General features: G+C 71.4%; 25 protein-coding genes and 1 tRNA gene. 10 read left to right on the top strand and 16 right to left on the bottom strand.

Features of this window, described 5'->3' with window-relative positions:
* Window positions 1-45 precede the first annotated feature (45 nt).
* The 4 genes from AC0IY0_RS25740 to AC0IY0_RS25725 form a co-directional block, all read right to left on the bottom strand.
* Complete coding sequence (locus tag AC0IY0_RS25740; RefSeq protein ID WP_238260649.1) at window positions 46-606, bottom strand: type II toxin-antitoxin system VapC family toxin; 561 nt, start codon at window positions 604-606, stop codon at window positions 46-48.
* A gap of 3 nt (window positions 607-609) precedes the next feature.
* Window positions 610-834, bottom strand: coding sequence for a hypothetical protein (locus AC0IY0_RS25735; protein WP_047170722.1), 225 nt, complete (start codon window positions 832-834; stop codon window positions 610-612).
* 182 nt (window positions 835-1,016) lie between these two features.
* Complete coding sequence (glgX, locus tag AC0IY0_RS25730) at window positions 1,017-3,131, bottom strand: glycogen debranching protein GlgX (protein ID WP_471766107.1); 2,115 nt, start codon at window positions 3,129-3,131, stop codon at window positions 1,017-1,019.
* Between the two features lie 728 nt (window positions 3,132-3,859).
* A complete protein-coding gene (locus AC0IY0_RS25725; RefSeq protein WP_147909463.1) occupies window positions 3,860-5,281 on the bottom strand; it encodes an alpha,alpha-trehalose-phosphate synthase (UDP-forming) in 1,422 nt (473 codons plus the stop codon).
* A 481-nt stretch (window positions 5,282-5,762) separates the two neighbouring features.
* Here AC0IY0_RS25725 and AC0IY0_RS25720 point away from each other — a divergent pair, with 481 nt between their 5' ends.
* The 4 genes from AC0IY0_RS25720 (at window position 5,763) to AC0IY0_RS25705 (ending at window position 7,936) form a co-directional block, all read left to right on the top strand.
* The gene (locus AC0IY0_RS25720; RefSeq protein ID WP_147909464.1) at window positions 5,763-6,272 is read left to right on the top strand and encodes a hypothetical protein; all 510 of its coding nucleotides are present in this window, start codon (window positions 5,763-5,765) and stop codon (window positions 6,270-6,272) included.
* Between the two features lie 4 nt (window positions 6,273-6,276).
* Window positions 6,277-6,690, top strand: coding sequence for a phage holin family protein (locus AC0IY0_RS25715; protein WP_147855974.1), 414 nt, complete (start codon window positions 6,277-6,279; stop codon window positions 6,688-6,690).
* A 5-nt stretch (window positions 6,691-6,695) separates the two neighbouring features.
* Complete coding sequence (locus AC0IY0_RS25710) at window positions 6,696-7,067, top strand: DUF3618 domain-containing protein (protein WP_187193612.1); 372 nt, start codon at window positions 6,696-6,698, stop codon at window positions 7,065-7,067.
* 92 nt (window positions 7,068-7,159) lie between these two features.
* Window positions 7,160-7,936 (top strand): hypothetical protein, encoded by a 777-nt coding sequence (locus AC0IY0_RS25705; protein ID WP_419828460.1) that lies wholly within the window; start codon window positions 7,160-7,162, stop codon window positions 7,934-7,936.
* Window positions 7,937-7,986: 50 nt separating this feature from the next.
* Here the strand turns inward: AC0IY0_RS25705 and AC0IY0_RS25700 are convergent, their stop codons facing one another.
* The 3 genes from AC0IY0_RS25700 to AC0IY0_RS25690 form a co-directional block, all read right to left on the bottom strand.
* Window positions 7,987-9,495 carry a malonate--CoA ligase gene (locus tag AC0IY0_RS25700; RefSeq protein ID WP_471766106.1) on the bottom strand — a complete coding sequence of 503 codons (1,509 nt, stop codon included), beginning with the start codon at window positions 9,493-9,495 and terminating at the stop codon, window positions 7,987-7,989.
* Between the two features lie 152 nt (window positions 9,496-9,647).
* Window positions 9,648-11,057, bottom strand: a complete 1,410-nt coding sequence (locus tag AC0IY0_RS25695) for a malonyl-CoA decarboxylase (RefSeq protein ID WP_147909468.1) — start codon at window positions 11,055-11,057, stop codon at window positions 9,648-9,650.
* A 282-nt stretch (window positions 11,058-11,339) separates the two neighbouring features.
* Window positions 11,340-11,531, bottom strand: a complete 192-nt coding sequence (locus AC0IY0_RS25690; RefSeq protein ID WP_147856579.1) for a hypothetical protein — start codon at window positions 11,529-11,531, stop codon at window positions 11,340-11,342.
* Between the two features lie 352 nt (window positions 11,532-11,883).
* Between AC0IY0_RS25690 and AC0IY0_RS25685 the strand changes: the two genes are divergently transcribed.
* Complete coding sequence (locus tag AC0IY0_RS25685) at window positions 11,884-13,059, top strand: MFS transporter (RefSeq protein WP_419828462.1); 1,176 nt, start codon at window positions 11,884-11,886, stop codon at window positions 13,057-13,059.
* Here AC0IY0_RS25685 and cobD read toward each other — a convergent pair.
* On the bottom strand, window positions 13,052-14,080 hold the full coding sequence (gene cobD, locus AC0IY0_RS25680) for a threonine-phosphate decarboxylase CobD (RefSeq protein ID WP_147941202.1): 1,029 nt from the start codon (window positions 14,078-14,080) through the stop codon (window positions 13,052-13,054). The two genes, AC0IY0_RS25685 and cobD, sit on opposite strands and share 8 nt — an antisense overlap.
* Between cobD and cbiB the strand changes: the two genes are divergently transcribed.
* Together cbiB and AC0IY0_RS25670 are read left to right on the top strand one after the other, a co-directional pair.
* Window positions 14,072-15,055 carry an adenosylcobinamide-phosphate synthase CbiB gene (cbiB, locus tag AC0IY0_RS25675; RefSeq protein ID WP_187278903.1) on the top strand — a complete coding sequence of 328 codons (984 nt, stop codon included), beginning with the start codon at window positions 14,072-14,074 and terminating at the stop codon, window positions 15,053-15,055. The two genes, cobD and cbiB, sit on opposite strands and share 9 nt — an antisense overlap.
* Window positions 15,056-15,167: 112 nt before the next feature.
* Window positions 15,168-16,082: an NAD(P)-dependent oxidoreductase gene (locus AC0IY0_RS25670; protein WP_471766105.1), complete on the top strand. Its 915-nt coding sequence runs from the start codon at window positions 15,168-15,170 to the stop codon at window positions 16,080-16,082.
* Between the two features lie 5 nt (window positions 16,083-16,087).
* On the opposite strand, the gene AC0IY0_RS25665 is transcribed toward AC0IY0_RS25670, so the two are convergent.
* The 5 genes from AC0IY0_RS25665 to cobU form a co-directional block, all read right to left on the bottom strand.
* Window positions 16,088-16,264: a hypothetical protein gene (locus AC0IY0_RS25665; RefSeq protein WP_244036568.1), complete on the bottom strand. Its 177-nt coding sequence runs from the start codon at window positions 16,262-16,264 to the stop codon at window positions 16,088-16,090.
* Window positions 16,265-16,365: 101 nt separating this feature from the next.
* Window positions 16,366-17,715: an MFS transporter gene (locus tag AC0IY0_RS25660; RefSeq protein ID WP_147941200.1), complete on the bottom strand. Its 1,350-nt coding sequence runs from the start codon at window positions 17,713-17,715 to the stop codon at window positions 16,366-16,368.
* Window positions 17,716-17,795: 80 nt separating this feature from the next.
* Window positions 17,796-19,238, bottom strand: coding sequence for a cobyric acid synthase (locus AC0IY0_RS25655; protein ID WP_471766104.1), 1,443 nt, complete (start codon window positions 19,236-19,238; stop codon window positions 17,796-17,798).
* Between the two features lie 23 nt (window positions 19,239-19,261).
* A complete protein-coding gene (gene cobO / locus AC0IY0_RS25650; RefSeq protein ID WP_471766103.1) occupies window positions 19,262-19,864 on the bottom strand; it encodes a cob(I)yrinic acid a,c-diamide adenosyltransferase in 603 nt (200 codons plus the stop codon).
* Window positions 19,861-20,415, bottom strand: a complete 555-nt coding sequence (gene cobU, locus AC0IY0_RS25645; RefSeq protein ID WP_419828463.1) for a bifunctional adenosylcobinamide kinase/adenosylcobinamide-phosphate guanylyltransferase — start codon at window positions 20,413-20,415, stop codon at window positions 19,861-19,863. The genes cobO and cobU overlap by 4 nt, the downstream gene beginning before the upstream one ends.
* 106 nt (window positions 20,416-20,521) lie before the next feature.
* Here cobU and AC0IY0_RS25640 point away from each other — a divergent pair.
* Window positions 20,522-20,597, top strand: a tRNA-Glu gene (locus tag AC0IY0_RS25640).
* 277 nt (window positions 20,598-20,874) lie between these two features.
* The gene (locus AC0IY0_RS25635; protein ID WP_147907641.1) at window positions 20,875-21,585 is read left to right on the top strand and encodes a L,D-transpeptidase; all 711 of its coding nucleotides are present in this window, start codon (window positions 20,875-20,877) and stop codon (window positions 21,583-21,585) included.
* A gap of 109 nt (window positions 21,586-21,694) precedes the next feature.
* On the opposite strand, the gene AC0IY0_RS25630 is transcribed toward AC0IY0_RS25635, so the two are convergent.
* Genes AC0IY0_RS25630 through AC0IY0_RS25620 form a run of 3 tightly spaced genes read right to left on the bottom strand, consistent with a single transcriptional unit; the run spans window position 21,695 to window position 24,837 of the window.
* Window positions 21,695-23,254: a PhnE/PtxC family ABC transporter permease gene (locus tag AC0IY0_RS25630; protein WP_471766102.1), complete on the bottom strand. Its 1,560-nt coding sequence runs from the start codon at window positions 23,252-23,254 to the stop codon at window positions 21,695-21,697.
* Complete coding sequence (locus AC0IY0_RS25625; RefSeq protein WP_471766101.1) at window positions 23,251-23,934, bottom strand: ATP-binding cassette domain-containing protein; 684 nt, start codon at window positions 23,932-23,934, stop codon at window positions 23,251-23,253. Before AC0IY0_RS25625 ends, AC0IY0_RS25630 begins: the two co-directional genes overlap by 4 nt.
* A 15-nt stretch (window positions 23,935-23,949) precedes the next feature.
* Window positions 23,950-24,837 carry a putative selenate ABC transporter substrate-binding protein gene (locus tag AC0IY0_RS25620; protein ID WP_147907639.1) on the bottom strand — a complete coding sequence of 296 codons (888 nt, stop codon included), beginning with the start codon at window positions 24,835-24,837 and terminating at the stop codon, window positions 23,950-23,952.
* 450 nt (window positions 24,838-25,287) lie between these two features.
* On the opposite strand from AC0IY0_RS25620, the gene selD reads away from it, so the two are divergent.
* Window positions 25,288-26,337 carry a selenide, water dikinase SelD gene (gene selD, locus AC0IY0_RS25615; RefSeq protein ID WP_471766100.1) on the top strand — a complete coding sequence of 350 codons (1,050 nt, stop codon included), beginning with the start codon at window positions 25,288-25,290 and terminating at the stop codon, window positions 26,335-26,337.
* The last annotated feature ends 27 nt before the right edge of the window (window positions 26,338-26,364 follow it).

Below are 26,364 nucleotides of genomic sequence, written 5' to 3'. Positions count from 1 at the left end.
AGCGTGCGAAAAATGGCGCGGGGGACCAAGTGGTAGGCTGTGGGGTCACGTTCGATAGAACAGGACCTGGCTGTCCGGGCGGAGTTGCAACAGGGCGTCGAAGTCCCTGAGGTTGCGCGTGAGCACGCAGAAGCCGAGCTTGAGCGCCTGCAGGAACAGGACGCAATCGTGGAGTGCGCCCATGCGGTCGTCCTTTGCATAGCCCTGGATCCGGCAGAGCATGCCCGCATAGACGGCGGCGCTTCCCAGGATCTCGGCGTCGGGCGTGAAGATCCGGTGCGCCGGCATCGCGTCGATCGCGGTTCCGATTGCCGCGACGGCCTGGGCGCTGCGAGGGTCCTTGGGATCGAGGACCCCTACCGTGTGCATCAACTCCTGGATGGCGACAGTGCTGTGGTTCACGATCCGGATGCCGAGGAGATCCTCGACCAGGGGCGGCGCCCGCCCCTGCATCTGGTCGATGTAGACGCAGGTATCGAGCAGGAGGGGACGGCCCGCCTGCGCCTGCCCCTCCAGGAAGGGCAGTGCGGTATCGTCCCGGCGCTGCAACGCCGTCTTCGGTGCCTGCCGACGCAGCCGTTCCGCAGCCTTGAAGGTGAAGGCCACTCGCTAGAAGCTCAGGTCGAGTTCCGGGTCGACCGAGGCCCGCAGCGTGCGGAATACGTCCGCGAAGCCATCCTCGATGGCGATGTTGGCGAGCGCGAACTCGATCAGCGCGGTATCGGAGTGAAGCCCCGTCCGGGCCTTGGCGCGTTCGATCAATTCCGGCGCGACGCGTCCGGAGATCCGGCTGGCCTTGCCCCGGGTCAGGCCGCTTTCCTGCGCGCGGGCCATGACAGCGGTAACGGAAGGGGCAAGGGCTGTCTCAGTCCCTGAGGCCTGCCTCGGCTGCGAACGATCTCCAGCCATGACGATGCTCCGATGACGTTCAACAAATCGTATGATCAGGCAACGTAACGCGCAGGACCCCCGCGCGCAATCATCTCGCTTCGACCGGCTCGAACTGGGGCCTGCTCTCAACCCCTCGCCACCCAACCGCTCGACACCCCCGCCCCCACGCCCGCCGCGGTGAGCACCAGCACCGAGCGGCCCGGCAGCGGCACCGGCGCGTCCGGCCCGTAGGACGGGGCGCCCGGCGGGACCGTGCCGGCGGCCTCTCCGGTGTCGAAGGCCGGCTGCCAGGGGCCGCCGATCACCGGGGCGAGGCGGAAGTCGAGGGGCTCCACCCCGGCGTTGAACAGCAGCAGCAGGCGGTCGCCGTCCCCGTCGTTGCCGATCTGCATGCCGAACACCTGCAGGCCGTCGTCGGCCCAGTGGTGGTTCTCCATCTCGGTGCCCTCGGGGGCGAGCCAGTGCACGTCCCGGAGGGGCGCCTCGGGGGTGGCCGGGACGCCGGTGAAGAAGGTCCGCCGCCGCAGGGCCGGCTGGGCCCGGCGCAGGGCCAGGAGGTTCGCCACGAAGCCGGTGAGCTGCGGGTCCGGGTCGCTGGTCCAGTCCATCCAGCTGATCGGGTTGTCCTGGGCGTAGGCGTTGTTGTTGCCGCCCTGGCTGCGGGAGCGCTCGTCGCCCATCAGCAGCATCGGTACGCCCTGGGCCAGCATCACGGTGGCCAGCATGTTGCGCTTCTGGCGGGCGCGGGCGCCCAGGATCGCCGGGTCGTCGGTGTCGCCCTCGACGCCGTAATTGCAGCTGACGTTGTGGCCGTGGCCGTCGCGGTTGTCCTCGCCGTTGGCCGCGTTGTGCTTCTGCTCGTAGGCCACCGTGTCGGCCAGGGTGTAGCCGTCGTGGCTGGCGATGAAGTTGACGCTGGCCAGCGGCGAGCGCCGGGACGGGGCGAACACCTCGCGCGAGCCGGTCAGCCCCTGGGTCAATTTCGCCAGGGTGCCGGAATCGCCCTTCCAGAAGCCCCGGGCCGCGTCGCGGAACTTGTCGTTCCACTCGCTCCAGCCGCGCGGGTAGCCGCCGAGCTGGTAGCCGCCCTCCCCGATGTCCCAGGGCTCGGCCACCATCTTGACCCGGGCGAGCACCGGATCCTGCGCCACCGCCTGGAAGAACGCCGCCTGCGGGGTGAAGGCGAGCGGCGCGCGCCCGAGGCTGGTGGCGAGGTCGAACCGGAAGCCGGCGATGCCGTAGGCGGTGACCCAGTGGCGCAGGGAATCGAGCACCAGCTGCATCACCCGCGGGTGGCTCGCATCGAGGGTGTTGCCGCAGCCGGTGCAATCGATCGTCCGGCGCCGGTCCGCGGGGTCGAGCTTGTAGTAGCTGGCATTGTCGATGCCGCGGAACGACAGGGTCGGGCCGCTGTGGTCGCCCTCGGCGGTGTGGTTGTAGACGACGTCGAGCCAGGTCTCGATCCCGGCGGCGTTCAGCTCGCGGATCGCCGCCTTGAGGCCGCCGAGCCCGCCCTCCCCGAGGTAGCGCGGATCCGGGGCGAAGTAGCCCAGGGGCTGATAGCCCCAGAAATTGACGAGCCCCTTCTCGACCAGAAAGCGGTCGTCCGCGAAGGCCTGGATCGGCAGCAGCTCCAGGGCGGTGACCCCGAGCTTGACCAGGTGCTCGATGATCGCCGGATGGGCGAGCGCCGCGTAGGTGCCGCGCTCCGCTTCCGGGATGGCGGGATGGGTGCGGGTCAGCGCCTTGACGTGCGCCTCGTACACCACGGTCTCGGTGAGCGGCCGGCGCAGCGGGGCGAGGGCGAGGTCGGGCACCTCCGGGGCCGTGACCACCCCCTTGGGCATGTAGACCGCGCTGTCCCGCCGGTCGATCCGGCTCTCGTTTCCCCGGCGGTGGCCGTAGAGCGCGTCGTGCCAGCGGATCCGGCCCCGGATCTCCCTGGCATAGGGGTCGAGCACCAGCTTCGAGGCGTTGAACCGGTGGCCGTTCGCCGGATCCCAGGGGCCGTGCACCCGGTAGCCGTAGAGCTGGCCCGGCAGCACCCCGCGCAGGTAGCCGTGCCAGACGTCGTCGGTGCGGCAGGGCAGCCGGACCGTGCGGGTCTCGTGCCGCTCCCCCGGCTCGAACAGGCAGATGTCCACCGCGGTGGCGTGCTCGGAGAACAGGGCGAAGTTGACCCCGCGCCCATCGAAATGCGCGCCGAGCGGCGCCGGCACCCCGTCATCGACGGCGATCATGGGCGGGGTCCGGTTTTGTGGGAGGTGGGGGGATGGGAGGGCGCGCGGTCATTCATAGGGTTCTGGATGGCGCTCGGCTCGCAGGGGCGTTCGGTCCAGGTATGACACGCGCCCTTCCTTCCCCGCAAAGGCCGGCGGGTTCGGGGAACGCAGTCCGGATCCTTCCCGGCGGCAGGAGAAGCCGCATCGCAGCGGGCGCGCGCCCTCCCTCCCCCCTTTGCGGGCTGCGGGTCAGACTGGTTGGAAGACCCATCTCCCGAGGAGCGATCCCCCCTATCGGATGACCCGCGTCGTCTTTCCGGGGCGCCGGAGGCGAGCCCGGACCCAGAACCACTGTCGGCGCAAGGGTCGGCGCAAGTGTCGGTTCAAGGGGCGGCGCAAGTGCTGGACACGTCGGCGTCTCTGGATCCCGGGCTCCGCTGCACGGCCCCGGGATGACGGCGCGCGGCCGTATCGGTCAGGTCTTCACGAGGGGAAGACCGAGCCTTCCGCCCTGAGCAGAGATCAAAATTCCGACCTGTCTAACCCGGAGCTCTGCGGCGGAGGGAGGCCCCGGAAGAGGGCGAGAGAGAAGGGCGACGGCTGCAGGACAGGGTTTCACCCGTCATGCCGGTCGCGCCTTGTCGGGAAGCCGGGTTCTCGTCTCCCGATGCGGGCCTCACGGCCGGCCCACCCTCCCCCGCAGAGGGGGAAGGGAGAGGCGCGCCTCGGCTGCCGCCCTGATCCGCCTACTCGGCGGCCGCGGCGGCGGTCGGGGGCTCGCGCTCCATGGTGCGGAAGTTCTCCAGCTCCGACAGGAAGTTGCGGGCCCACCAATCCACGTCCTCGCGGGTCATGCGCTCGACCATCGGCTTCCACCGCGCCAGCCGCTCGGCCTTGGGCATGTACAGGGCGGAGCGGATCGCCTCGGCGACCTCGAACCGGTCGTAGGGGTTGATCAGCAGCGCCTCGGGCATCTGCCGGGCCGCGCCGGCGAATTTCGACAGGACCAGGACGCCCGGATCGTCCTCGCTCTGGGCGACCACGTATTCCTTGGCGACGAGGTTCATGCCGTCGCGCATCGGCGTGACCAGGCCGACCCGGGCCGCCCGGTACAGGCCGGCCAGGACCGGGCGCGGGTAGGCCTTGGTGATGTACTGGATCGGCGTCCAGGCCGGGTCGCCGAGCGCGCCGTTGATCTCGCCGACCTTCTCGTTCACGTCCCGGGCGAGCTGCTCGTATTCCGGCACCTCGCTGCGGGATTTCGGGGTGATCTGGATGTAGGTGACGTTGCCGCGCTGGTCGGGATTCGAGGCGAAGAAGCTCTCCACCGCCTCCATCCGCTCGGACACGCCCTTGGAATAGTCGAGCCGGTCGACGCCGATCAGCAGCTTGCGGGTGCGCAGGCCCGCGATGGTCTCGCGCACCACCTTGTTGGCGTTGGCCTTCTCGGCCGCCTCCTTGAAGCCGGCGACGTCGATCCCGATCGGGAAGGCGCGGATCCGGGTGCGGCGCCCGTCGACCATCAGCGAGCCGCCGCCCAGCGGGATCGCCCGCTGGGTGTCGACCAGGTTGCGCTGCAGGTTCTGGACGTCGGCCTCGGTCTGCAGGCCGATCAGGTCGTAATCGACGATGGCGCGCAGCAGCTCGGTGCTCGCCGGCAGCGAGTTGAACACGTCGGCGGCGGGCCAGGGGATGTGGTGGAAGTAGCCGATCGGGTTGTCGAGCCCGAGGCCGCGCAGCTCGGCGGCCAGCGGCAGCAGGTGGTAATCGTGCACCCAGATGATGTCGTCGGGCTCGACCAGCTTGGCGAGCGCCCGGGCGAAGGTGCGGTTGACGCGGCTGTAGCCGGCGTAATCCGAGCGCGAGAACGCGCCGAGCCCCAGCCGGTAATGCATGATCGGCCACAGGGCCCGATTCGCGAAGCCGGCGTAATATTCCAGGTGGTCCTGCGGGGAGAGGTCGACGACGGCGTACTGGACCCGGCCGCGGTCGATCAGCGTCGGCTCCTCGGAGGGCTCCTCCGAGATGTTGCCGCTCCAGCCGAACCACAACCCCTCGTAGGCGGTGAACGCCTCCTTCACGGCGACCGCGAGGCCGCCCGCCGCAACCGCCTTCCCGCCATCCTCGGGGATGGCGACGCGGTTCGATACGATCACAAGGCGTGCCACGCGGGTCGGCTCCGGATCATGGGCGCGGTCCGCGTCGAGGACCGCGCCGCGCCTGCATCGGGACTTCTCTTATAGCAGAACGCGCGGAGTCCCTGCGCGATCCTTTGTCGAAGCAACCCAAGCGTGAAGCCGGGCGCGGGTCAAGTCGAGCACGCCGCCGCGCCGGACAGGATCGCCGCCCTGTCCGGTGCCGGCCGCCGGGTTCCGAACGCCTCCGACGCCCGTCCGGTCAGCCTTCGAAGGCGATGCGAAGGGAAGCCCGGAGCGTGTTGAAGAGCGGGCGAAGCGTCGCCGTTGTGCAAGCGTGGCGGTTCTGCCAGACCGCGCCTGAACGCCGGCTGAGCGGCGGCCGCGAACCCGCGCGGAGCGGTCCTTCGGGATCGGCCGGAACCGGTGACAGCCCAACCGGTTACTCAGCCATCGCGGGGGCCGCGGTCGCCGCAAGCGGCACCATCCCTGCGCCGCGAGGAGTGTTTTCGAGATGGCCGGCAACGAGTTCCCGCAGGACGCGCCGAAGGACCCGCTCAAGGATCCGCTGCACGATGGCCCCGGCGAGCGCGCCCAGTGGCGCGCGCTGCAGGGCGATGTCGAAGGTCTCGCCGACGAAGCCGCCGAGCGCGGCCGCGGCCTGATCGATGCGGCGCGACTCCAGGCCCAGGACTACGTCGAGCGGCGCAAGGGCGACGCCGCGCAGTCGGTCCACGAGCTGGCGCAGACGATCCGCAATTCCGGCCGCGACCTCGGCGACAAGCCGAACGTGCGCGCCTTCTTCGACAGCGCCGCCGACGGCCTCGAGCAGCTCGGCTCCTCGATCGAGCGGCGCAGCCTCGGCGACTTCTACGGTGAGGCCGAGGCCTTCGCCCGGCGCGCTCCGGTAGCGGTGGCGGTGGGGACCTTCGTGGCCGGCCTGATCGCCGCCCGGTTCATCAAGTCGTCGAGCCTGCCGCCGGAAGCCCCGGACGGCGACGCCCGCGACAGCTTCCGGGCCTGAGACCATGGCCCAGGGTCCTGATCCGCGCCAGACCGGCGCCTCCAGCATTCAGAGCCTCATCGGCGATGCGCTGCGGGAGACCAACGAGCTCGCCCGTAAGGAAATCGCGCTGTTCCGCGCCGAGATGGCGGGCAACGTCCGCCAGCTCATCGTCGGCCTGGCCTGCATGGTCGGCTCCGCGGTGTTCGCCGTGGTCGCCCTGCTGGTCCTGATCGGCGCGTTCGTGAAGTGGCTCGCCACCATCGTGGGCTCCGAGTGGCTGTCGGCGCTCATCGTGGGCGGCGTACTGCTGGTCATCGCCGTCGGCATGGCCCTGTGGGCGCGCAGCGTCCTGTCCCTCTCCACCTTGGCGCCGACGCGTACGACGCGCCAGGTGCGCCAGGATGCCCAGGCCCTGTCGGAGCGCGTGTCCGGATGAGTTCGATGACCGACCTCGAGAAGGAAATCGAGGCGAGCCGGGCTCGGCTCGACGACACGATCGACCAGATCCAGGGCAAGCTCTCGGTCCCGAACATCGTGGACGAGATGCTGGGCAACGCCCGGCGCACGCCCGCACTGAGTGGCGTCTACGACGGGGCCCTGGAGGCGGTGCGCCGCAACCCGGTGCCGGTCCTTCTGATCGCCGCCGGGGTGGGTCTGCTGTTCAACCGGATGGCACGGGATGCCGAACGCCGCCGGACCCAGGTCTCGGCCGAGCGCGTGGCCACGCTCAACACCGGTACGGCCCGCGGCTACGACCCCGATCTCCCGACGGCGCGTCCGCCCCGCGATCCCCTCGAGACGACCGACATCTGACACCCGAACCGTGACGACCCGAGCCCGGCCGGAGAGCCGGGAGGGGCTCCACCCCCCAGGCGCCGCCGCGACGGACATCCGAGGACACCGCCATGACTGACAAGCCGAATCCGTCCAGCCTCCCCGATCAGCTCGCCGCCGCGGCGGGCATGCCCACCGGCTCGAGCGACAGCAGCCTGCGGCCCGATCCGGCCGGCCACGGCGACACCCGCCCGGCTCCCGGCGAGGCGGCGGGCGACTTCACGCTCCGCCCCGACCCGCGCGGGCTGCACGATCCGCTTCCGCACGGCGCCGCGGCCCGGCCGATCGACGCGGCCGCCACCGCGCGGGAGAACGCCCAGGCGGCCGGCGAGCGCGCCAGCGATCTCGCCGGACAGGCCCGCCAAACCGTATCGGAGTTGGCCGACGACATCGGCGACCGCCTCGGTAGCGCCGCCGACCAGGCCCGCGCGCGGGCCGCTTCGGCCTATGACGATGCCCGGGAGCGTGCCGGGGCGCTGCACAAGCGCAACCTGCGGGCGCTCGACGACATCACCACCCAGGGGATCGACGGTCTCCAGCGCGGCCGCAGCGCGGTCGAGCGCTTCGTGGACGACAATCCGCTGCTGGTGGGCGTCGTCGGCGTCGCCGCCGGCCTGCTGCTCGGCGCGCTGCTGCCGCGCACCCGCCAGGAGGACCGCAACATCGGTCCCTGGGCCGACGAGGTCCGCGACCAGGGTCTGCGCTACGCCCGCGAGGTGACCAGTATGGGCCGCGAGTTCGTTCAGACCGCCCTCGACCCGGACAACCTCAACGCGGCGGTCCGCAAGGCCACGGATCCCGACGGGCATACGCCGCCGGAGAACGAGCGGACCGCACACAACCTCTGATCACGACGAGGAAACCGCGCGCTGGCCCCGAGGCCAGCGCGCGGTTTCTTTCACGCGCGATACAGCCCCGCATGCGCCTCACGGAGCAGGTTCTTCTGGACCTTGCCCATGGTGTTGCGGGGCAGTTCGTCCACGAACAGCACGCGCTTGGGGCATTTGAACCGGGCGAGACGCTCCTCCAGAGCCGCCAGCACGCCGGACTCGTCCGGCGCGTTCGCGCCGCCGACAACCACGGCTGTGACGGCTTCACCGAAATCCGGGTGTGCCAGTCCGATCACCGCGGATTCGACCACGCCCGGCAGGGCGTCGATCTCGGTTTCGACCTCCTTGGGGTAGACGTTGAAGCCCCCTGAGATGATCAGATCCTTGCCGCGCCCGACGATGTGGACGTAGCCCCGGGCATCGACCTTGCCGAGGTCGCCGGAGATGAAGAAGCCGTCCGGCCTGAACTCGGCCGCGGTCTTCTCCGGCATCCGCCAGTAGCCCTTGAACACGTTTGGGCCCTTGACCTCGATCATGCCGACCGCATCCGGGCCCAGCGCCGCGCCGGTCTCGGGATCGACCACCCGCAGGGATACACCCGGCAGCGGAAATCCGACCGTGCCGGCGACCCGGTCCCCCGTGTAGGGGTTCGAGGTGCTCATGTTGGTCTCGGTCATGCCGTAGCGCTCGAGGATGGCGTGGCCGGTGCGGGCCTGCCAGTCCCGGTGCGTCTCCGCGAGCAGCGGCGCCGAGCCCGATACGAACAGCCGCATGCCTTTCGCCGCGTCGGGGGTCAGGCCCGGCTCCTTCAGGAGGCGCGTGTAGAAGGTCGGCACGCCCATCAGGGCGGTCGCCCGGCCCATCAGGCTCAGGATCAGCTTCGGATCGAGGCGCGGCAGGAACAGCATGGTGCCGCCGCTCGCCAGCACCGTGTTGGTCGCCACGAACAGCCCGTGGGTGTGGAACACCGGCAGGGCGTGGATCAGCACGTCGTCGGCGGTGAAGCGCCAGATCTCGACCAGCGTGCGGGCGTTCGAGGCGAGGTTGTCGTGGGTCAGCATGGCGCCCTTGGAGCGCCCGGTCGTGCCCGAGGTGTACAGGATCGCGGCGAGATCCTCCGGGCCGCGGGGCACGTCCGTGATATCCGTGTCCTGTCGGTCCGCGGCCTCGGCGGCGCTGCCGGTCCCCGCGGCATCCAGCGTCCAGGTCTCGCGGATGCCGGAGGCGGCTCCGGCGAGGGCGTCGCGCCGGCCCGGGTCGCAGACGAAGATCGTGGGCTCGGCATCGCCGAGGAAATATTCGATCTCCGCCGGGGTGTAGGCCGTGTTGAGCGGCAGGAACACGGCGCCGGCCCGTACGACGCCGAGATAGAGGAAGATCACCTCCGGGCTCTTCTCGACCTGGACCGCCACCCGGTCGCCGGGCTGCACGCCCGCCGCCCGCAGGGCCGCCGCGTAGGCGCCGGAGCGGGCGATCAGGTCCGCGTAACTGTATCGGCGCCCGTCCGGCGTCTCGATCACGGTCTTGGCAGGATCCGGAACGCCGTCCCGGACCAGGGAGAAGAGGTGGTTCGTCATCGTGAGGCTTGAGCTATCACGGGCCATGGGGTTCAGGCAGCCATAGAACCGTTGGCGACCGCCCCGCAATCGCAGGCCGGCTCTCCGCCATGACGTTCACCGGGCGTCGATGCGCGAACCGAGATCCCCTTCAGGGTGAGGAAGCCCCCGGCTCACGCCTCGGCGAGCACCACGGCCCGCGGCGGCGGCAGCTTGGTGCGCAGCTCCCGGGTGACTGCCGGCGAAGCCGCCACGGTGCCGAGATTGGCGTAGGTCTCGTGGTTCTTCTCGATCGCCGCCAGGTCGTAGAGGTAGTTCACCATCAAGCCGTGCGACTGGGCCAGCCCCTTCTTCGCGGTGTCGCCGAGGAAGTTGATCCGGTCCAGCCGGGCGCCGTTGCCGAGGTGGAACCGGGCCACCGGGTCGAGCGGGCGCCCGCGCTCGTTCTTGGCGCGCAGGAAATAGGCGGCCGCGGCCGGGATCAGCGCCTTGCGCACCGCCTCGGCCCGGGCCTTGTCGGCGTGCCAGTCCGGATCGTCCAGGGCCCGCAGGATCTCCACATCCTCGGGCAGCAGCCCCTGCGGACTGTCGGCCCGGCGCTCCCGGGCGAGCCAGGCCGCGAAGCCGGGCACCGGCGAGAGCGTGACGAAGGTCTTCAGCGAGGGCACCTCGCGGGTCAGATCCTCCACCACCTGCTTGATCAGAAAATTGCCGAAGGTGACGCCGGCCAAGCCCTTCTGGCAGTTCGAGATCGAGTAGAAGACCGCCGTGGTGGCCGCCCGCGGCTGCAGCGGCTTGCGTTCCTGCGACAGGATCGGGGCGATCGCCGGGGCGACCTGCTCGGTGAGCGCGACCTCGACGAAGATCAGCGGCTCGTCGGCCAGGGCCGGGTGGAAGAACGCGAAGCAGCGCCGGTCCGGCGGCTCGATCCGGGCGCGCAGGTCGTCCCACCCGGAGATCGCGTGCACCGCCTCGTACCGGATGATCTTCTCGAGGATATGGGCCGGCGTGGTCCAGTCGATGTGCCGCAGCACCAGGAAGCCCCGGTTGAACCAGGATGCGAACAGGTGCTCGAAATCGGAATCGAGGCTGTCGACCGCGTCGAGCACCACCGGGTCCGCCTCGGCCCCGGTGCGCAGCGCCTTGCGCAGGTGGAACAGGTCCTCGCGCATCCGCACCAGGCTCAGCGTGCCGCCGCGGGCGAGGTTGAGGCGGCGAATCAGCTCCTGGCTGCGCGGCTCGGCGGCCTCATGCAGGGTGCCGAGGCGGGCGCGGGTCGGATCGGCCCGGTAGGCGGCGATCGCCTCGTCGACGGCGGCGTGGTCCGCGTCGAAATCCAGCGCGATCGCCCGCAGGAAGGCATGACGCTCCGGCTGGCCGAAGCTGGCGTAGCGGTCGAGGATCAGCCGCGCCAGCGCCACCCCGGAGGCCTCGCCGCGCCGGGAGATCAGGTCCTCGCACAGCTTGACCAGCTCGCCCGCGCTGGCACGGCCGCCGATCTCGCCGCGTCCGATGCCGATCAGGTCGCGGCCGCGCTCGCTGATGGTCTGGAGCAGGTCGCCGAAGAAGGAGATCGCCGCCATGACCCTTGCACTGACCCCTGTCGGACCTGACGTCTCTCCGGACCCGTCCGCCGGTCTGCGGAGCGGGACGCCCTCGTCCCGTCACGCAGGGACACGGCGGTTCCCGGCTCCGTCCGCCATTCTATGGTGGCGCAGCCGTCCCGACCAGAGCTTGAGCGGTCGCACGAACCAACGAACGCCCACCCTGCAACTCGAAGACGAACACCGTGTGACGGGTGGAACCAGAGGTTCGCCAAGCACCGTCCCGAACGACGGCGTTCGGGGAGGATGCGACGCGGACCCTCAGAGGCGCTCGGCCAGGGTGGCGAGGTCGGCCCGCTCCCGCCAGTCGCCGAGGCCGTGCTGGCGGGCGAAGCGGAGTTCGGCCGCCCGGAGCGCACGTTCCGGATCGCGGGCCCGCGTGATCTCGACGGACCCGATGGTGAAGGGCACCCCGAGGATCTCCCGGGCGAACTCGACGCGGTAGTTCGGCATCCCGTACTCCCTGCTGCAGCGGTTCCGACGTCGCCATGCGGAACGAAACCAACCCCAAGACCGTATCCGGATGAGGAGCCCCGGTCGGCTTCGGCTGGGCTTCGGCCCATGGGACGTGACCGGCAGCGCTTCCGCTGCGGACGGCCTGAACCGCGTCGACCGGATATGGTGCGGGGCGCGGGCCCGTGAAGGGGTTCGGGGCGTGGCGGAGGGCTGCAGGCCCGGCGCTTGCCGGACGGCGCGCTCTGCCCGTATCGATCTCGGCCCTGCCCTCCCTCACCCGTACGGACCTCACGATGGCCCCCATCACGGCCCTCCCGCGGCGGCGCGCCCGCCTGCTCCCGATCCTGCCGTGACCACCATCCTCGACGCGAAGGCCCGGCTCGGCCTGACGCTGATCGCCGGCGGGGCGGTCGCCAACATCTATTACAATCAGCCGCTGCTCGGCCTGATCGTCTCCGAGTTCGGCGATGCCGCCGCCCTCTGGGTGCCGACCACGGCCCTGGTCGGCTACGGGCTCGGCATCATCGGGCTCGTGCCCCTGGGCGACGCCCTGCCCCGCCGCCGCCTGATCGTGGCCCAATGCCTCGGGCTCTCCGTGGCACTGCTCGCCGTCGGCCTCGCGCCGAACCTCGCCTGCCTGGCCCTGGCCCATCTGGTGGTCGGCGTCCTCGCCTGCGCGGCGCAGCAGGCGGTGCCGTTCGCGGCCGAGCTTGCCCCGGATGCGAGCCGCGGGCGGATCGTCGGCCAGGTGATGACCGGACTGCTCACCGGTATCCTGCTCGCCCGCACGGCGAGCGGGTTCCTGGGGGCGCATCTCGGCTGGCGGGCGGTGTTCCTGGCCGCCTCGCTCCTGGCGCTCGTCATGGCGGGCATCGCCCGCGCCACCCTGCCGCACACGCCGCAGACCCATCCGCTGCGCTATCGTGCCCTGATGCTGTCGATCCTGCACCTCGCCCGGTCGCAGCCGGTCCTGCGCACAGCGAGCCTGTCGCAGGCGCTGCTGTTCGCCGCGTTCAACGCCTTCTGGGCGACCCTCGCGCTGCTGGTCGAGGGCCCGCCCTTCGGGCTGTCCGCCGCCGGGGCGGGGCTGTTCGGGGTGATCGGGGTCTGCGGCGCGTTCGTCGCCCCCGTGTCGGGCCGCTTCACCGACCGGAGTGGCGCCCGGCCCGTGGTGCTCGGCGGCAGCCTGATGGTCGCCCTGTCGTTCCTGGTGCTGTGGGCCGGGGGCACGTGGTCGCTCGTCGCCGTCGGGCTCGGCGTCCTGCTGATCGATATCGGCATGAACGGCGCGCTCATCGCCAACCAGACCCGGGCCTACGCCCTGGTGCCGGGGGCCCGGGGCCGCATCAACACCGTGCTGTTCACGACCCTGTTCGTGTTCGGGGCGCTCGGCGCCTTCGCGGGCTCGCAGGCGTTCCTGATGGTCGGCTGGCCGGGGGTCTGCGCTGTGGGGCTGGTCTTCTCGGTGCTGGCCGTGCTGGTGGCGGCCCGCGACCGGCACGGGCTGGCAGCGCCGTCTACCTGAGCACCCGCGACAGGCGACACCACGCCGCCTTCCCGGCCGGCAGGCCGAAGCGCAGGCGCTCGGGCCGCTCGGGGAAGCGCCGCACCGCGATGCCGCCCTCGGCGAGCCGCCGGTACAGGCCCGGGCCGTCCGCGAAGTCTGCGGTGCGGAACAGGCTGGTGCCGCCGATGACGGTTCCGCCGCCGCGGGCGATCAGCCGGTCGAGGCGGCCCGCATCCGCCGCCCGCGACCGGGCCGCCTCCGCGCGCCAGTCCACGTCCGCCAGGGCCGCCCGCCCGATCGCCAGGGCCGGCCCCGACACCGCCCAGGGACCGAGCGCCGTGGCGATCCGGCCCGCCGTCCCGGAATCCGTCACCGCGAAGCCGAGGCGCAGGCCGGCGAGCCCGTAGGTCTTGCCGAAGGAGCGCAGCACCACGAGCCCAGGTCCGACATGCGGGCACAGGCTCGCCACCGGCTCCAGGTCCGCGAAGGCCTCGTCGGCGACCAGCAGGCCGCCGCGGGCGCGCAGCGTTTCCGCCAAGGCGAGCCGATCGGCGAGCGGATGGGTCCGCCCGTCCGGGTTGTTCGGATCCACCAGCACCGCGACGGCCGCATCGCCGACCGTCTGGATCCCGTCGACCTGCGCCACCGCGTGCCCCGCCCGCGCCCAGGCGGCGGCGTGCTCGGCATAGGTCGGGCCGACAACCGCCACCCGGGTCGGGGCCACCATCCGGGGCAGGGTCTCGATCAGGATCTGGGTGCCGGGGGCGGGCACGACCTGAGCGGCGCCCGGAGCCCCGTACGCCGCCGCGGCCGCCTCCCGTAGGGCCTCGACCTCGGCGGCGGCGGGAAGCCGCGTCCAGGCGCTGGCCTCCACCGGCGGCACGCGATACGGGACCGGATTGATCCCCGTCGAGAGGTCGAGCCAGGGTTCCGGCGCGTCTGGAAAGGCGTCCCGGAGCCCTCCGAGATCGCCGCCATGGGGGATGACACCCGGGATCGCCCCCGGCCTCGGAGCGGGATTCCAGAAACGATGGTCCATCCGCCCGACACGCTCGCCATCCTCGCCCTCGCCCTCGGGATCGAGGCGGCGTCCGGCTACCCGGACGCGCTCTACAAGGCCATCGGCCACCCTGTCACCTGGATCGGCCGGCTGATTTCCTGGCTGGAGCGTGGCCTGAATCGCGGTTCCGGGCGCCGCCGCCGGGTCGCGGGCTGCGTCGCGCTGGTGCTTCTTCTGGCGATCACGGGGCTGCCGGCCTGGGCGCTCACCGGCCTCGCCCTGTGGGCGGGTCCCCTCCCCGCCTTCCTGCTGCTCGGCCTGCTCTGCGCGAGCCTGCCGGCGCAACGCAGCCTCAACGACCACGTCGCGGCCGTGGAGACCGCCCTGCGCGACGGCGGCCTGGCGGCCGGGCGCCGCGCCGTGTCGATGATCGTCGGGCGCGACCCGGACCAGCTCGACACGCCGGCGGTGTGCCGCGCCGCCATCGAGAGCCTGGCGGAGAATTTTTCCGACGGGATCGTGGCGCCGGCCTTCTGGATCGGGTGTCTGGGCCTGCCCGGCGGCGCACTCTACAAGGCGATCAACACCGCCGACAGCATGATCGGCCATCGCAGCCCGCGCTACGCGGCCTTCGGCTGGGCGGCCGCCCGGCTCGACGACCTGGTGAACCTGCCGGCCTCCCGGCTCGCCGGCCTGCTGATCGTCTGTGCGGCGCTCCTGCGCGGCGCCGACGCACGCGGCGGCCTTCGGGCGATGGCCCGCGATGCCGGCCGGCACCGCTCGCCCAATGCCGGCTGGCCCGAAGCCGCCATGGCCGGTGCGCTCGGCCTGAGGCTCGCGGGTCCGCGGGTCTATGACGGCACCCGCGTCCCCGACGCGCATATGGGCGACGGCCGGGCCGAGGCCACGGCCGACGACATCGCCCGGGCCCTGACCCTCTACCGCACGGCCTGCCTGCTTCAGGGCGGCCTCGTCCTCACCCTGCTCGCCCTCTGGTTCGCCGTGCTGGGCTGACCCGACGGCACGGCCTGCGCCAGGGCTCTGGGTTGCATCATTTTTTTCGAAAGCCGGGACCCGCCTTTCGGGAGGATGCGCTACGCTGGGTTGAGCGGTCAGGGAGAAGCCGATGCGCGCGGTGTTCGTCGATGCCAGCGAGACCCTGGCGGCGGTGGCGCACCGCCTGCTGCGGCCGGACGATCCCGCGTTCGCGATCAACCTCCAGCCCGACATCGCCCCGGAGGACCTGCCCGCCCTGCTGGCCGGCGCAGAGATCGCGGTGATCGACCACACCGCTCTCCCGGTCGACGTGGCCCGCGCCTGCACGGGATTGCGGCACGTGGTGTTCCTGGGCACCGGCGCCCGCAGCTACATGGACCCGGAAGCGCTCCGGACCGCATGCGGCGTCACGGTCCACACGATCAAGGGCTACGGCGACACCGCGGTCGCGGAATGCGCCTTCGCGCTGATGTGGGCCGCCGCCCGGGGCCTGCCCGAGATGGACCGGGCCATGCGGGCGGGGCGGTGGCTGCGCACCGAGGCGATCCAGCTCACCGGCAAGACCGTCGGACTGATCGGCTTCGGCGGGATCGCGGGCGAGATGGCACGGCTCTGCCACGGCGCAGGCCTGCGGGTGCTGGCCTGGAACCGGACCCCGAGGACGCATCAGGGCGTCGCGTTCGTGTCCTTGGAACAGCTGCTGCAAGAGAGCGACGTGGTCTCGCTCCACCTGCTCCTGACCGACGAGACCCGCGGCTTCCTGTCGGCAGCGCGCATCGCCGCGCAGAAGCCCGGCGCGATCCTGATCAACACCGCCCGGGGGGCGTTGATCGACGAGGATGCCCTCGTCGAGGCGCTTCGCACGGGGCGGATCGCCGCGGCCGGGCTCGACGTGTTCGCGGTCGAGCCGCTTCCCGCCGACCACCCGCTCGCGCGCCTGCCGAACGTCGTCCTGTCGGCGCATTCGGCCTTCCGCACGCCCGAGGCCAGCGACAACCTGATCGGCGCCGCCCTCGACCATTGCCGGCGGATCGCCGTCGGCTGATCCCGTCAGTGCTCGGTGCCGGGCATGTTCGCGCGTGGCGCGCCGCCGTGATCGCGGATCACGCTGGAGCGTTCCGGCGAACCCTTGGCGTCGGCGACCTGCTTCCGTGCTGCGGCGGCCAGGAACCAGACGCCGCCCAGAGTGCCCAGGGCGAGGATCAGAAGCGGAATGCCTTCGCTCATTGCGGTACCCTCATCGATGATGTCCCGCGGGAGCGCGAGGTCACATCATCGTGCCGGATTGAGCGGCACGATGAAGGATAACGCGCGATGACGACCGATGTTCAGGCGGCGCGGGGCCTCGTCGTCGTCGCCCCGCGCTTGGCCGCATCCCGCCGCAGGGCGGAGAGCACCACGAACATCGCCCCGGCGCCGATCGCCAGGCAGGCGGACAGGAACAGCATCGGCACGAGGTCGCTCTTGGTCTGGTCGCGGATGAACGGGACCATGTTCTGCGCGACGAAGCCGCCGAGGTTGCCGACCGAGTTGATCGCCGCGATCCCGGCCGCCGCGGTCGCCCCGCGCAGGAAGGTCGCGGGCATCGACCAGAAGACCGGCTGGGCCGAGAACGTCCCGGCCGCCGCCACGCACAGGCACGCGAACTTCACGGCGTTGCCCGGCAGGATGACGCTCAACGCCAGCCCGGTCGCCCCGACCAGCGCCGGCCCGACCACGTGCCAGGTCAGGGCGTTGCCCTGGGCGTTCGTGCGGGCGGCGTGGCGGGGGACCCACCACAGGGCGACGGCCGTGGCGACCCACGGGATGATGTTCAGGAAGCCGTTGGTGAGGTTCGAGACGCCGAAGCCCTTGACCACCGTGGGCAGCCAGTAGCCGAGCCCGTAGGCGGCCAGCGGCAGCGATACGTAGACCCCGGCGAGCATCAGCACGCGCTTGTCGAGGAGCGCCGCGAAGGGGTTGCCGTGATCCACGAGGCCGCCGCCCTCGCGCTCGGCCCGGAGCGTCCGGGCGAGCCAGTCGCGCTGGTCCTGGGACAGCCAGGGCGCCGTCTCGGGGCCGTTCGGCAGGACCAGCAGCACGATCGCGGTCATCACGATCGCCGGCGCCCCGGTGGCCAGGAACACCCATTGCCAGCCCGCCAGCCCCAGGACTCCGTCGAGGCCGAGCAGCGCCCCGCCGATCGCCGCCCCGACCGCGTTGGCCACCGCGCTGGCGATCATGAACCAGCCGATCATCCGGGCCCGGTGCTCCTGCGGGAACCAGAGGGTGAGCGCGAACAGCACGCCGGGAAAGAAGCCGGCCTCCGCGGCGCCGAGCAGGAAGCGCAGCACGTAGAACATCGCGGCGTTCTGGGTGAAGCCGAGCAGGAGCGTGACGATGCCCCAGGTGAACATGATCCGGGCGAACCAGACCCGTGCGCCGACCCGCTCGAGGAACACGTTGGCGGGCACCTCGAACAGGAAGTAGCCCAGGAAGAACAGCGACGCGCCGAGGCCGTAGGCGGTCTCGCTGAGACCCAGGCTGCCGACCATGTCCAGCTTGGCGTAGGACACGTTCTGCCGGTCGATATACGCGATCAGGTAGAGGAGGCCGAGCAGCGGCATCAGCCGCAATGTCACCGTGCGGACGGTGCTCTCGGCGAAATCTTCCCCAGCCGGGGATTGCGTGGGGGGCATCTGGCGTTTCCTCTGGGTCCGTGCGGCCCCTCGTGGCGAGGGCCGGCATTACACAGAGTAATCCCTGGCCCGGCCCTCGCCTACCGGGCAAGCGCCAGCAGCCGGTCGCAATCGACATGGGCCGCGATGTGTCGCGCCAGGCCGTCGAGCGCCGCCTCGACCCCGGCCTCGTAGCCCGCCCCCTCCGAGACCGTGCCGAGGCGGGCGAGCCAAGCCGCGCGCTGGGCATCGTGTGCGAACAGCCCGTGCACGTAGGTCCCGGCCACAAGCCCGTCCGCCGAGACCGCCCCGTCGGTGCGCCCGTCGGAGAGCCGCAGCAGCGGCCGGGCCGCGTCGGGGCCGTGCGTGGCGCCGATATGCATCTCGTAGCCCGAGAACGGCACCGCATCGGACAGGCTCGTGCCGGTGGCTTCGGCCAGGCGCTTGTCCGGTGTCATCACGGTATCGACGTCGAGGAGCCCGAGCCCCGGCACCGTGCGGGGCACCCCCTCGATCCCGTGCGGATCGGCGAGGCTGCGCCCCAGCATCTGGTAGCCGCCGCACAGGCCGAGCACCCGCCCGCCCCGCCGGACATGGGCGCGCAGATCGACGTCCCAGCCCTCGGCCCGGAAGAAGTCCAGGTCGTCGATGGTGGTCTTGGAGCCCGGCAGCAGGACCAGGGCGGCGTCCGCGGGGATCGGCGTTCCGGGGCGCACCAGCACCACCGACACCCCGGGCTCGGCCCGGAGCGGGTCGAGGTCGTCGAAATTGGCGATGCGCGGAAGCACCGGCACCGCCACCGTAACGGTCCCGGCCGGGCGCGGCCCGGAACCCGCCAGCCCGAGCACGTCCTCGGCCGGAAGGCGCGCGGCCGCGGGGAAGTGCGGCACGAGGCCGAGCGACGCCCAGCCGGTCCGCTCGGCGATCAGCCGCATCCCGTCGGCGAACAGGCTCGGGTCGCCCCGGAAGCGGTTGACGATGAAGCCGGCGATCATCGCGGCGTCGGCGGGATCGATCACCGCCCTTGTGCCGACGAGGCTGGCGATCACTCCGCCCCGGTCGATGTCGCCGACCAGCACCACCGGCGTGTCGGTGGCCCGGGCAAAGCCCATATTGGCGATGTCCCCGGCCCGGAGGTTCACCTCGGAGGCCGAGCCCGCGCCCTCGACCAGCACGAGATCGGCCTCCGCGGCCAGGTGCGAAAAGCTCTCCAGGACGGCGGGCATCAGCCGGGGCTTCCAGGCCTGGTAGTCGCGGGCCTTCACGGTGGCGACCATCCGCCCCTGCACCACCACCTGGGAGCCGACCTCGCTCTGGGGCTTGAGCAGGACCGGGTTCATGTGCACGGACGGCGCCACTCGGGCGGCCCGGGCCTGGAGCGCCTGGGCCCGGCCGATCTCGCCGCCATCCGGCGTGACGGCGGCGTTGTTCGACATGTTCTGCGGCTTGAACGGCCGCACCGCCAAGCCCCGGTCGGTGAAGGCGCGCGCCAGCCCCGCCACGAGCAGCGACTTGCCGACATCGGAGCCGGTGCCCTGGATCATCAGGGCCTTCTTGCGCGTGGGCTTCAGAACTCGATCCCCTCCTGAGCCTTCACGCCGGCCGAGAAGTGGTGCTTCACGCTGCCCATCTCGGTGACGAGGTCGGCGGCCTCGATCAGGGCCGGTTTGGCGTTGCGGCCGGTGACGACCACGTGCAGGTCCGGCCGGCGCGCCTGCAGCGCGGCGACCACGGCATCAAGGTCGAGATACTCGTAGCGCAGGGCGATGTTGAGCTCGTCGAGGACGAGCAGGCGGATCGTGGGATCGGCCATCAGGCCCTCGGCCACGTCCCAGGCGTGGCGGCAGGCGGCGATGTCCCGGGCCTTGTCCTGGGTCTCCCAAGTGAACCCCTCCCCCAGCGTGTGCCAGGCGACCTTTTCGCCGAACACCGCGACCGCGTGGCGCTCGCCGGTATCCCAGCCGCCCTTGATGAACTGGACCATGCCAACCCGCCAGCCGCGACCCAGCGCCCGCAGCATCAGCCCGAGCGCCGCCGTGCTCTTGCCCTTGCCGAGGCCGGTATGGACCATGAGCAGGCCCTTCTCGACGGTCTTGGCTGCCACCTCGGCATCCTGCACGGCCTTGCGCTTCTCCATCTTCTCGCGGTGGCGGGTCGCGTCGTCGCTCATGCGGAGGCTCCGGGAATGAGGGCTTGTACGGGGGCTTGCGGCTTCACTACGAGCGGCAGGCCCGCCACGGTGAGCACGACCCGGTCGGCCCGGGCGGCGAGCCGTTGGTGCAGGCGCCCGGCCTCGTCGCGGAAGCGGCGGGCGAGGGCGTTGTCCGGCACGATCCCGAGCCCGACCTCGTTGCCGACCAGCACCAGCGGACCCGGCGCCCGCGCGCAGGCGGCGATGAGCCGCGCCACCGCGTCCTCCAGGTCGGATTCGGCCAGGATCAGATTGGTGAGCCACAGGGTGAGGCAATCGACCAGGACGGCCCCCTCGGCCTCGGCAACCGCCTCCGGCAGAGCGAGCGGAACGTCGCGGGTCCGCCACGCTCCGGTGCGCCGGGCGCGGTGCTGGGCGATGCGCGCGACCATCTCGCCGTCGAACGCCTGCGCGGTGGCGAGGTAGAGCCACGGGCCGGGGCAGGCCTCGATCAGCCCCTCCGCGTAGGCGCTCTTGCCGGAACGCGCCCCGCCGAGGACGAGGGTCATGCGGGGCGGGATCTGCGGCATGCCCCTCCATCGCCCCAACCCGTCCCGGGGTCAAACCCGAGCCCGCGTGCGGATCGACGGTTGCCGGACGCGCCGCCGCCGACTATAGAACCCCGGCCTAGCCAAAGCGCCCTTCGTCTAGCGGTCCAGGACGTCGCCCTTTCACGGCGAAAACACGGGTTCGATTCCCGTAGGGCGCGCCACTTCGCTACAGAGCGACCCCCCGGCATGGCTCATGAGCCGGCGGTGGCCGCCTCCAGGCTGGCCGTGTCGCCGACCTGAGGATCAGGTCCGCTCCCGACGTCCCCCGGTCGACGATCGCCGCATCCGAGCGCTGTACAGGCTTGGCCATACTCTCGACGTAATAGCCGCGCTTCCAGGCGGGACAGGTGTTGTCAAGCTCAGCTGAGCAGGACGCACGATTGGTATCGGCCGCGGGCGTGACCGTATCGGGCCGCGGCTCATGGGAAGTCCGGGATCATGATCATGGACGGTCGGGGCGCCGAGGGCGGCGACGGGGATGCGGTCGGCCTGCGCGGGCGTCAGACGGGAGTTCTCAGCCGCCGGTCGTTTCTGGCTGGCTCGGCCGTCGGCCTGGGCGCGCTCGGGCTCGGTGGCTGCGCGACATCCGATGGCCTGATCCTGGCCGAGGCGGCGAAGATCTACGGGCCGATGCCCGACGAGAAATTCCCGATCCCGGCCGCCGACGTCAGCAAGGTCAATCCGAAATACTTCCGCCAGACGGTCCGCTACGACACCAAGGAGGCGGCCGGCACGATCGTCGTCGATCCCCGCAACTTCTACGTCTACCGCGTCGAGGGTGACGGATCCGCCACCCGCTACGGGGCCAATGTCGGCCGCGATGGGTTCCTGTGGAGCGGCGACGCCTACGTCGGCCGTAAATCCGAATGGGCGACCTGGACGCCGCCCCGGGAGATGATCAAGCGCCAGCCCGAGGCCGCCAAGTATGCCCGCGGCATGCCGGGCGGCCTCGACAACCCGCTCGGCGCCCGCACGCTCCATCTCTACCAGAACGGCGCCTACACGCTCTACACGATCTACGCGAGCAGCGATCCCGAGACGATCGGCTCCGGCATCACGAGCGGCTGCGTCGGCCTGCTCAGCCAGGACATGATCCACCTCTACGCGCGCACGCCGGTCAAGACGAAGGTGGTGGTCCTGCCGGCCTAAGAGGCTTGTCGGCCCCCCGGGCCGATCCAGCCGGATCCCCCGGCCCTGCCGGCGGTGCTCCTCGCCGCGGCCGGTCGCCGCGTGGCGGCCGTGAAGGGGCGTAAGCCCGTCAGGAGCAGGCCGCCCGGAGGGGCGGGGTCGCGGCGGATCCGTGCCGCGGCGCGGAGAGGCGGATCGGCAGGTCGGTGAGGCGCAGGGACCGGCGCAGGGCCCTGGACAGCGCATCCACCAGCATCGTCAGGACGGCGGTCGCCACGATCAGCAGCACGGCGACGTCGAGGCGCAGCTCCGAGATCGCGGCGTCGACGTAGAAGCCGAGCGTCGCCACGCCGAGGATGCCGAAGATCGCGCTCTCGCGCAGGATCAGCTCCCAGCGGTACAGCAGGTAGGCGAGGAACTGCCCATAGAGCCGCGGCACCGTCTCGTAGCTGTAGAGGTTCAGGCCCGTCGGGGCGTCGGCACGGTAGGCGAGGTCGTCGGCGTGGCGCCCCATCAGGTAGCCGACGATGCCCGCGTTGTGGATCGTCAGCGCCAGGATCGCCGGCAGCATCGACGGCCCGAGCAGCTGCAGCAGCACGTAGGCCAGCATGTATTCCGGCGTCGAGCGCACGATCACGAGCAGGACGCGCCCGAAGGGCTGGCCGATCGGCCCCGCGAACCGGCGCGAGGCCAGGGGGAACAGCAGCAGCGCGCCGAGGGCGGTGGCCACCAGCGCGATCTGCGCGAGCACCAGGGTCTGGACGGCGCCCGGCAGGATCTGCTGGGTGAGGATCGGCTGGAACCAGAGCCCGAGCCGGCTCCAGGTCGCCGGGTCGAGGAGCGCGCCGGACCGGAGCGGGCTCGGGACGATGTCGTGCGTCAGGAAGCGGTCCAGGCTGGAGAGCCAGTGCGTCGTCCCGACGGTGCGCGGAAGGGCGAGCACGCTGACGATGAGAAGGAGGGGCAGGGTCGAGAGCCGCATCCAGAGACGGCGCGAGCCGATCAGGGCGTAGAACACGAGGAGCAGGGCGCCGGCCTCGGCGTAGCGGCCCTGCCGGAAGGCGGATTCGAGGTAGAAGCCCATGGTCGGCAGGCCGATGAAGCCGAGCACCAGGGTCGAGCGCATGGCGCACTCGAACCGATAGAGCGTGTAGTGTCGGAAGGCCGCGGCGACATCCGGAAGACGGCCGTACGCGAAGGCCGAGAGGGCACCGGTCCCCTCGGGCAGCACCCGCAGGGCCGACAGGTCGGCCTCCTCCATGATCTCGGAATAGACCTTGGCGCAGATCCCGGCATAGGACAGCGCGATGGCGAGGATGCCGGTGAGGGCCGACAAGCCGAACACCTGCATCAGGAGCAGCGCCCAGAACAGCTCGTGCACGGAGCGCAGGCCGGCGCAGACGAGGCGCACGCCCCGGATTCTGGCGAACGGAATGGCGAGGACGAAGCCGGCCCCGGCCCCCGCCGTCACCCCGAGGATCGCGAACGCGACGGTGTACACGACGCTCCAGATGTCCACCGCCAGCAAGTCCGGATGGATCAGGCCGCCGAGCAGGCGCTGGAGGTCGGCCCAGGGATGCAGGCTGCTGACTGCGAGGTCGGCTGCCAGGAGCGCGGCCAGCGCACCCGCTGCAAACCAGCGCGTCACCGCCGCGTAGCCCCAGCCGGGAATCCGGCGCAGGGCGCTCACGAGGCTTGACCGTAGAACGGGGCGAGGGCCGCCTCGTCGAGGTCGCGGGCGGGCGCGTCGAGCACGATGCGCCCGGCATCGAGGACCACGATCCGGTCCGTGTGCGCGAGGGCCAGGGCGATGTCGTGGAGCGCCAGCACCAGGGTCCGGTGGCGCCTGGCCAGCCGCTCCAGGACGAGGCCGCCCTGCGCGCGGTCCAGGGCCGAGACCGGCTCGTCCCCGATCAGGATCGGGCGCCCGTTGTAGAGCGCGCGCGCCACCGAGACGCGCTGCTGCTGCCCGCCCGACAGGGCGCCGGCCTTGGCGTGGAGTTCGCCGGCGAGCCCGATCTCCCCGAGGATGTCCCGGATCTCGGCCAGGTCGGCGCGGGCCGGAAACGCCAGCGTGCGCAGGTTGTGCAGGGTCGAGCGCCGGTCGAGCCGGCCCATGTAGACGTTGTGGAAGACCGACAGGGTCCGCACCAGGGCCGCCGCCTGCGGGATCAGCGCGGCGCGGGCGCGCGCTTGGGCGTGGATGAGCCCGAGCAGGGTGGACTTGCCCGCCCCCGAGCGGCCCATCAGGGCGACCCGCTCGCCGGCCCGGATGGTCAGGTCCACCCCGAACAGGACCGGCTTGCCGTCATAGGCCGCCTGGGCGCCAGACAGCACGATCTCCGGCTCGGGTCGGGATCCGGCGTTCACCGCGCTGCGCTCGTCTCAGTCCAGCAAGCCCGTGGATTTCGCCACGCGCTCGATCGGCTCATAGGCGGCATTGGTGACCGGGATGAACTTCGAGCGGGCGAAGGGCGCCAGGATCGCCGGATCGGTGATGCCGACGAGGGCCGCCTTCAGCGTCTCGGTGAAGCCGGCGCCGTAGATCGCGTCGACATCGCCCCGCACGGTCCACTGGTAGTCGGGAAACGGCGGGCTCTCCCAGATGATGCCGACGGTCGTGTGGTCGACCTTGCCGGCCTTGTCGTCCAAGTCCCACACCGAGTAGTCGACCGCCCCGACCTCGAAAGCTCCGGACTGGACGAGCTGGATCGTGCGGGTGTGGTCCCCGGAGAAGCCGACGCGGGAGAACACCTCCTCGGGCGTCTTGCCCGGGAACGCCGCGCGGATGAAATACTCCGGCATCAGGCGACCCGAGGTCGAGGCGCGCGAGCCGAACGTGAACGTCTTGCCGGCGACCGCCTTCGGGAAGTCGGCCGACTTCGCCAGGCCGGTCTTCGTGTTGGCGATGAGGTAGGTCTTGAAGGCCGCGTCCTCGGCGCCTTGCGCGATCGCCTGCGCACCGGGCGAGGCCTTGCGCGCCTGCACCCCGGTGAAGCCTCCAAACCACGCGAGTTGCACCTGGCCGTTGGTGAAGGCCGTCACCGCCGCCGGGTAGTTCTTCACGGGGATGTACGTCACGGGGACGCCGAGCTTGCCCTCGAGATAGCGCGCGACCTTGCCGAAGCGCTCCACGAGACGACTCTCGTCCTGGTCGGGAATGCCGGTGAAGACGAAGGCCGGTTTCGCGCGCTCCTGCGCGCCCGCGGGGCCGGATGCGACGAGGCATCCCAGTCCCGCCAGCAACGCCCCGTTCAACGTCCGTCTCAGCATCGCCGTCCCCACCCGTGTTCCGACACTCTACACCCTCAAGCGCACGCCGATGTCCAATCAATTGACGGCTCATGCGGGCGTTAAAGCGCGCGCCGCCGAAGTGGATACCGGTTCGGCGTCAGCGAGAGCCTTGAATCGAGGACTGGGAGCCGCTCCCGGTCACCGGATCGGGGCCCCTTCTGTCGATGATGGATCCTGCGGGACGATGCCGTGCGCCTACGGGCCGCCCGGAGGCGGTGGCCGCAATGCGGTCCTGCACCGCGCGCTTCGGCCCGGCCGCCGCCTGCGCTGCACCGATCCGGGCACGAGGCGGGCACGAGCCGGGTGGTGGTGCGACGCGCCCGCGCTGTGCCGGCCTGATGGCGGTCTGTACCGGATGCCCGCTTTTGTCTGGTAGGACCCGTTCCGAACCGTCAGTTGTCACAGCTCTCGATGCCACAGGATTCAGCCATGGATACGCCTCCGGTCCGCCTCACCAGCCTCGCCCATGGCGGAGGCTGCGGCTGCAAGCTCGATCCGGCGGTGCTGCGCACGCTGCTGGCCGACCAGCCGGTGGCCGGCCCATTCGAGCGCCTGCTCGTGGGCAACGAGACGGCCGACGACGCGGCGGTCTGGGCCCTGGATGACGGGACCTGCCTCATCGCCACGACGGACTTCTTCACGCCGATGGTGGACGATCCCCACGATTTCGGTCGGATCGCCGCCACCAACGCGATCTCCGACGTCTACGCCATGGGCGGCAAGCCGATCCTCGCGCTCGCCATCCTGGGCATGCCGGTGGGCAAGATCGCCCCCGAGATCGTCGCCCGGATCCTGAAGGGCGGGGCCGCCACCTGCGCCGAGGCGGGCATCCCGATCGCGGGCGGCCACTCGATCGATACCCCGGAGCCGATCTACGGCCTGGCGGTGATCGGATTGTGCGACCGTGCCCGCATCCGGCGCAACGCCGACGCGCGAGCCGGCGACGTGGCCATCCTGACCAAGCCGCTCGGCGTCGGCATCTACGCCGCCGCGATCAAGCGCGAGGCCCTCGACGCCGCGGGCTATGCCGACTTCGTCGCCACCACGACGCGTCTCAACAGGGTCGGGGCAGATCTGGCGGGCGATGCGGAGGTCCATGCCATCACCGACATCACCGGTTTCGGCCTCCTCGGGCATGGGCTCGAACTCGCCCGCGGCGCCGGCCTGACCTTCGTCGTCGCGGCCGGCGCGATCCCGCTCCTGCCCCGGGCCGAAGCGCTGGCGCGGGACGGCTTCGTCACCGGCGCCTCGCACCGCAACTGGGCGAGTTTCGGCGGCCAGGTCACCCTGCCCGAGGATCTGCCGGACTGGCGCCGCCACATCCTCACCGATCCCCAGACCTCGGGCGGCCTCCTCGTGACCTGTTCGCCCGGGCGTGCCGAGGCGATCCTGGCCCAGGTCCGCGCCGCGGGTTTCGCGCAGGCCGCCATCGTGGGGCGGTTCGAGGCCGGCGCCCCCGGGATCCGCGTCGAGGCCTGAGGGGGCACGGGGCGGCCTCGACCTCGT

This window comes from Methylobacterium sp. AC315 (assembly GCF_979253755.1).
Note: the sequence above shows the minus strand (reverse complement) of the source record. Positions and strands in the feature narration are given on the sequence as shown.

Coding starts and splice junctions, on each gene's coding strand:
- cobO (WP_471766103.1), bottom strand. CDS start 19,864: ATGAGCGACGACGCGACCCGCCACCGCGAGAAGATGGAGAAGCGCAAG.
- AC0IY0_RS25660 (WP_147941200.1), bottom strand. CDS start 17,715: ATGCCCCCCACGCAATCCCCGGCTGGGGAAGATTTCGCCGAGAGCACC.
- AC0IY0_RS25710 (WP_187193612.1), top strand. CDS start 6,696: ATGACCGACCTCGAGAAGGAAATCGAGGCGAGCCGGGCTCGGCTCGAC.
- selD (WP_471766100.1), top strand. CDS start 25,288: ATGGATACGCCTCCGGTCCGCCTCACCAGCCTCGCCCATGGCGGAGGC.
- AC0IY0_RS25720 (WP_147909464.1), top strand. CDS start 5,763: ATGGCCGGCAACGAGTTCCCGCAGGACGCGCCGAAGGACCCGCTCAAG.
- AC0IY0_RS25695 (WP_147909468.1), bottom strand. CDS start 11,057: ATGGCGGCGATCTCCTTCTTCGGCGACCTGCTCCAGACCATCAGCGAG.
- AC0IY0_RS25670 (WP_471766105.1), top strand. CDS start 15,168: ATGCGCGCGGTGTTCGTCGATGCCAGCGAGACCCTGGCGGCGGTGGCG.
- AC0IY0_RS25715 (WP_147855974.1), top strand. CDS start 6,277: ATGGCCCAGGGTCCTGATCCGCGCCAGACCGGCGCCTCCAGCATTCAG.
- AC0IY0_RS25620 (WP_147907639.1), bottom strand. CDS start 24,837: ATGCTGAGACGGACGTTGAACGGGGCGTTGCTGGCGGGACTGGGATGC.
- cobU (WP_419828463.1), bottom strand. CDS start 20,415: ATGCCGCAGATCCCGCCCCGCATGACCCTCGTCCTCGGCGGGGCGCGT.
- cobD (WP_147941202.1), bottom strand. CDS start 14,080: ATGGACCATCGTTTCTGGAATCCCGCTCCGAGGCCGGGGGCGATCCCG.
- AC0IY0_RS25735 (WP_047170722.1), bottom strand. CDS start 834: ATGGCCCGCGCGCAGGAAAGCGGCCTGACCCGGGGCAAGGCCAGCCGG.
- AC0IY0_RS25690 (WP_147856579.1), bottom strand. CDS start 11,531: ATGCCGAACTACCGCGTCGAGTTCGCCCGGGAGATCCTCGGGGTGCCC.
- AC0IY0_RS25655 (WP_471766104.1), bottom strand. CDS start 19,238: ATGATCCAGGGCACCGGCTCCGATGTCGGCAAGTCGCTGCTCGTGGCG.
- AC0IY0_RS25635 (WP_147907641.1), top strand. CDS start 20,875: ATGATCATGGACGGTCGGGGCGCCGAGGGCGGCGACGGGGATGCGGTC.
- AC0IY0_RS25705 (WP_419828460.1), top strand. CDS start 7,160: ATGACTGACAAGCCGAATCCGTCCAGCCTCCCCGATCAGCTCGCCGCC.
- AC0IY0_RS25665 (WP_244036568.1), bottom strand. CDS start 16,264: ATGAGCGAAGGCATTCCGCTTCTGATCCTCGCCCTGGGCACTCTGGGC.
- glgX (WP_471766107.1), bottom strand. CDS start 3,131: ATGATCGCCGTCGATGACGGGGTGCCGGCGCCGCTCGGCGCGCATTTC.
- cbiB (WP_187278903.1), top strand. CDS start 14,072: ATGGTCCATCCGCCCGACACGCTCGCCATCCTCGCCCTCGCCCTCGGG.
- AC0IY0_RS25700 (WP_471766106.1), bottom strand. CDS start 9,495: ATGACGAACCACCTCTTCTCCCTGGTCCGGGACGGCGTTCCGGATCCT.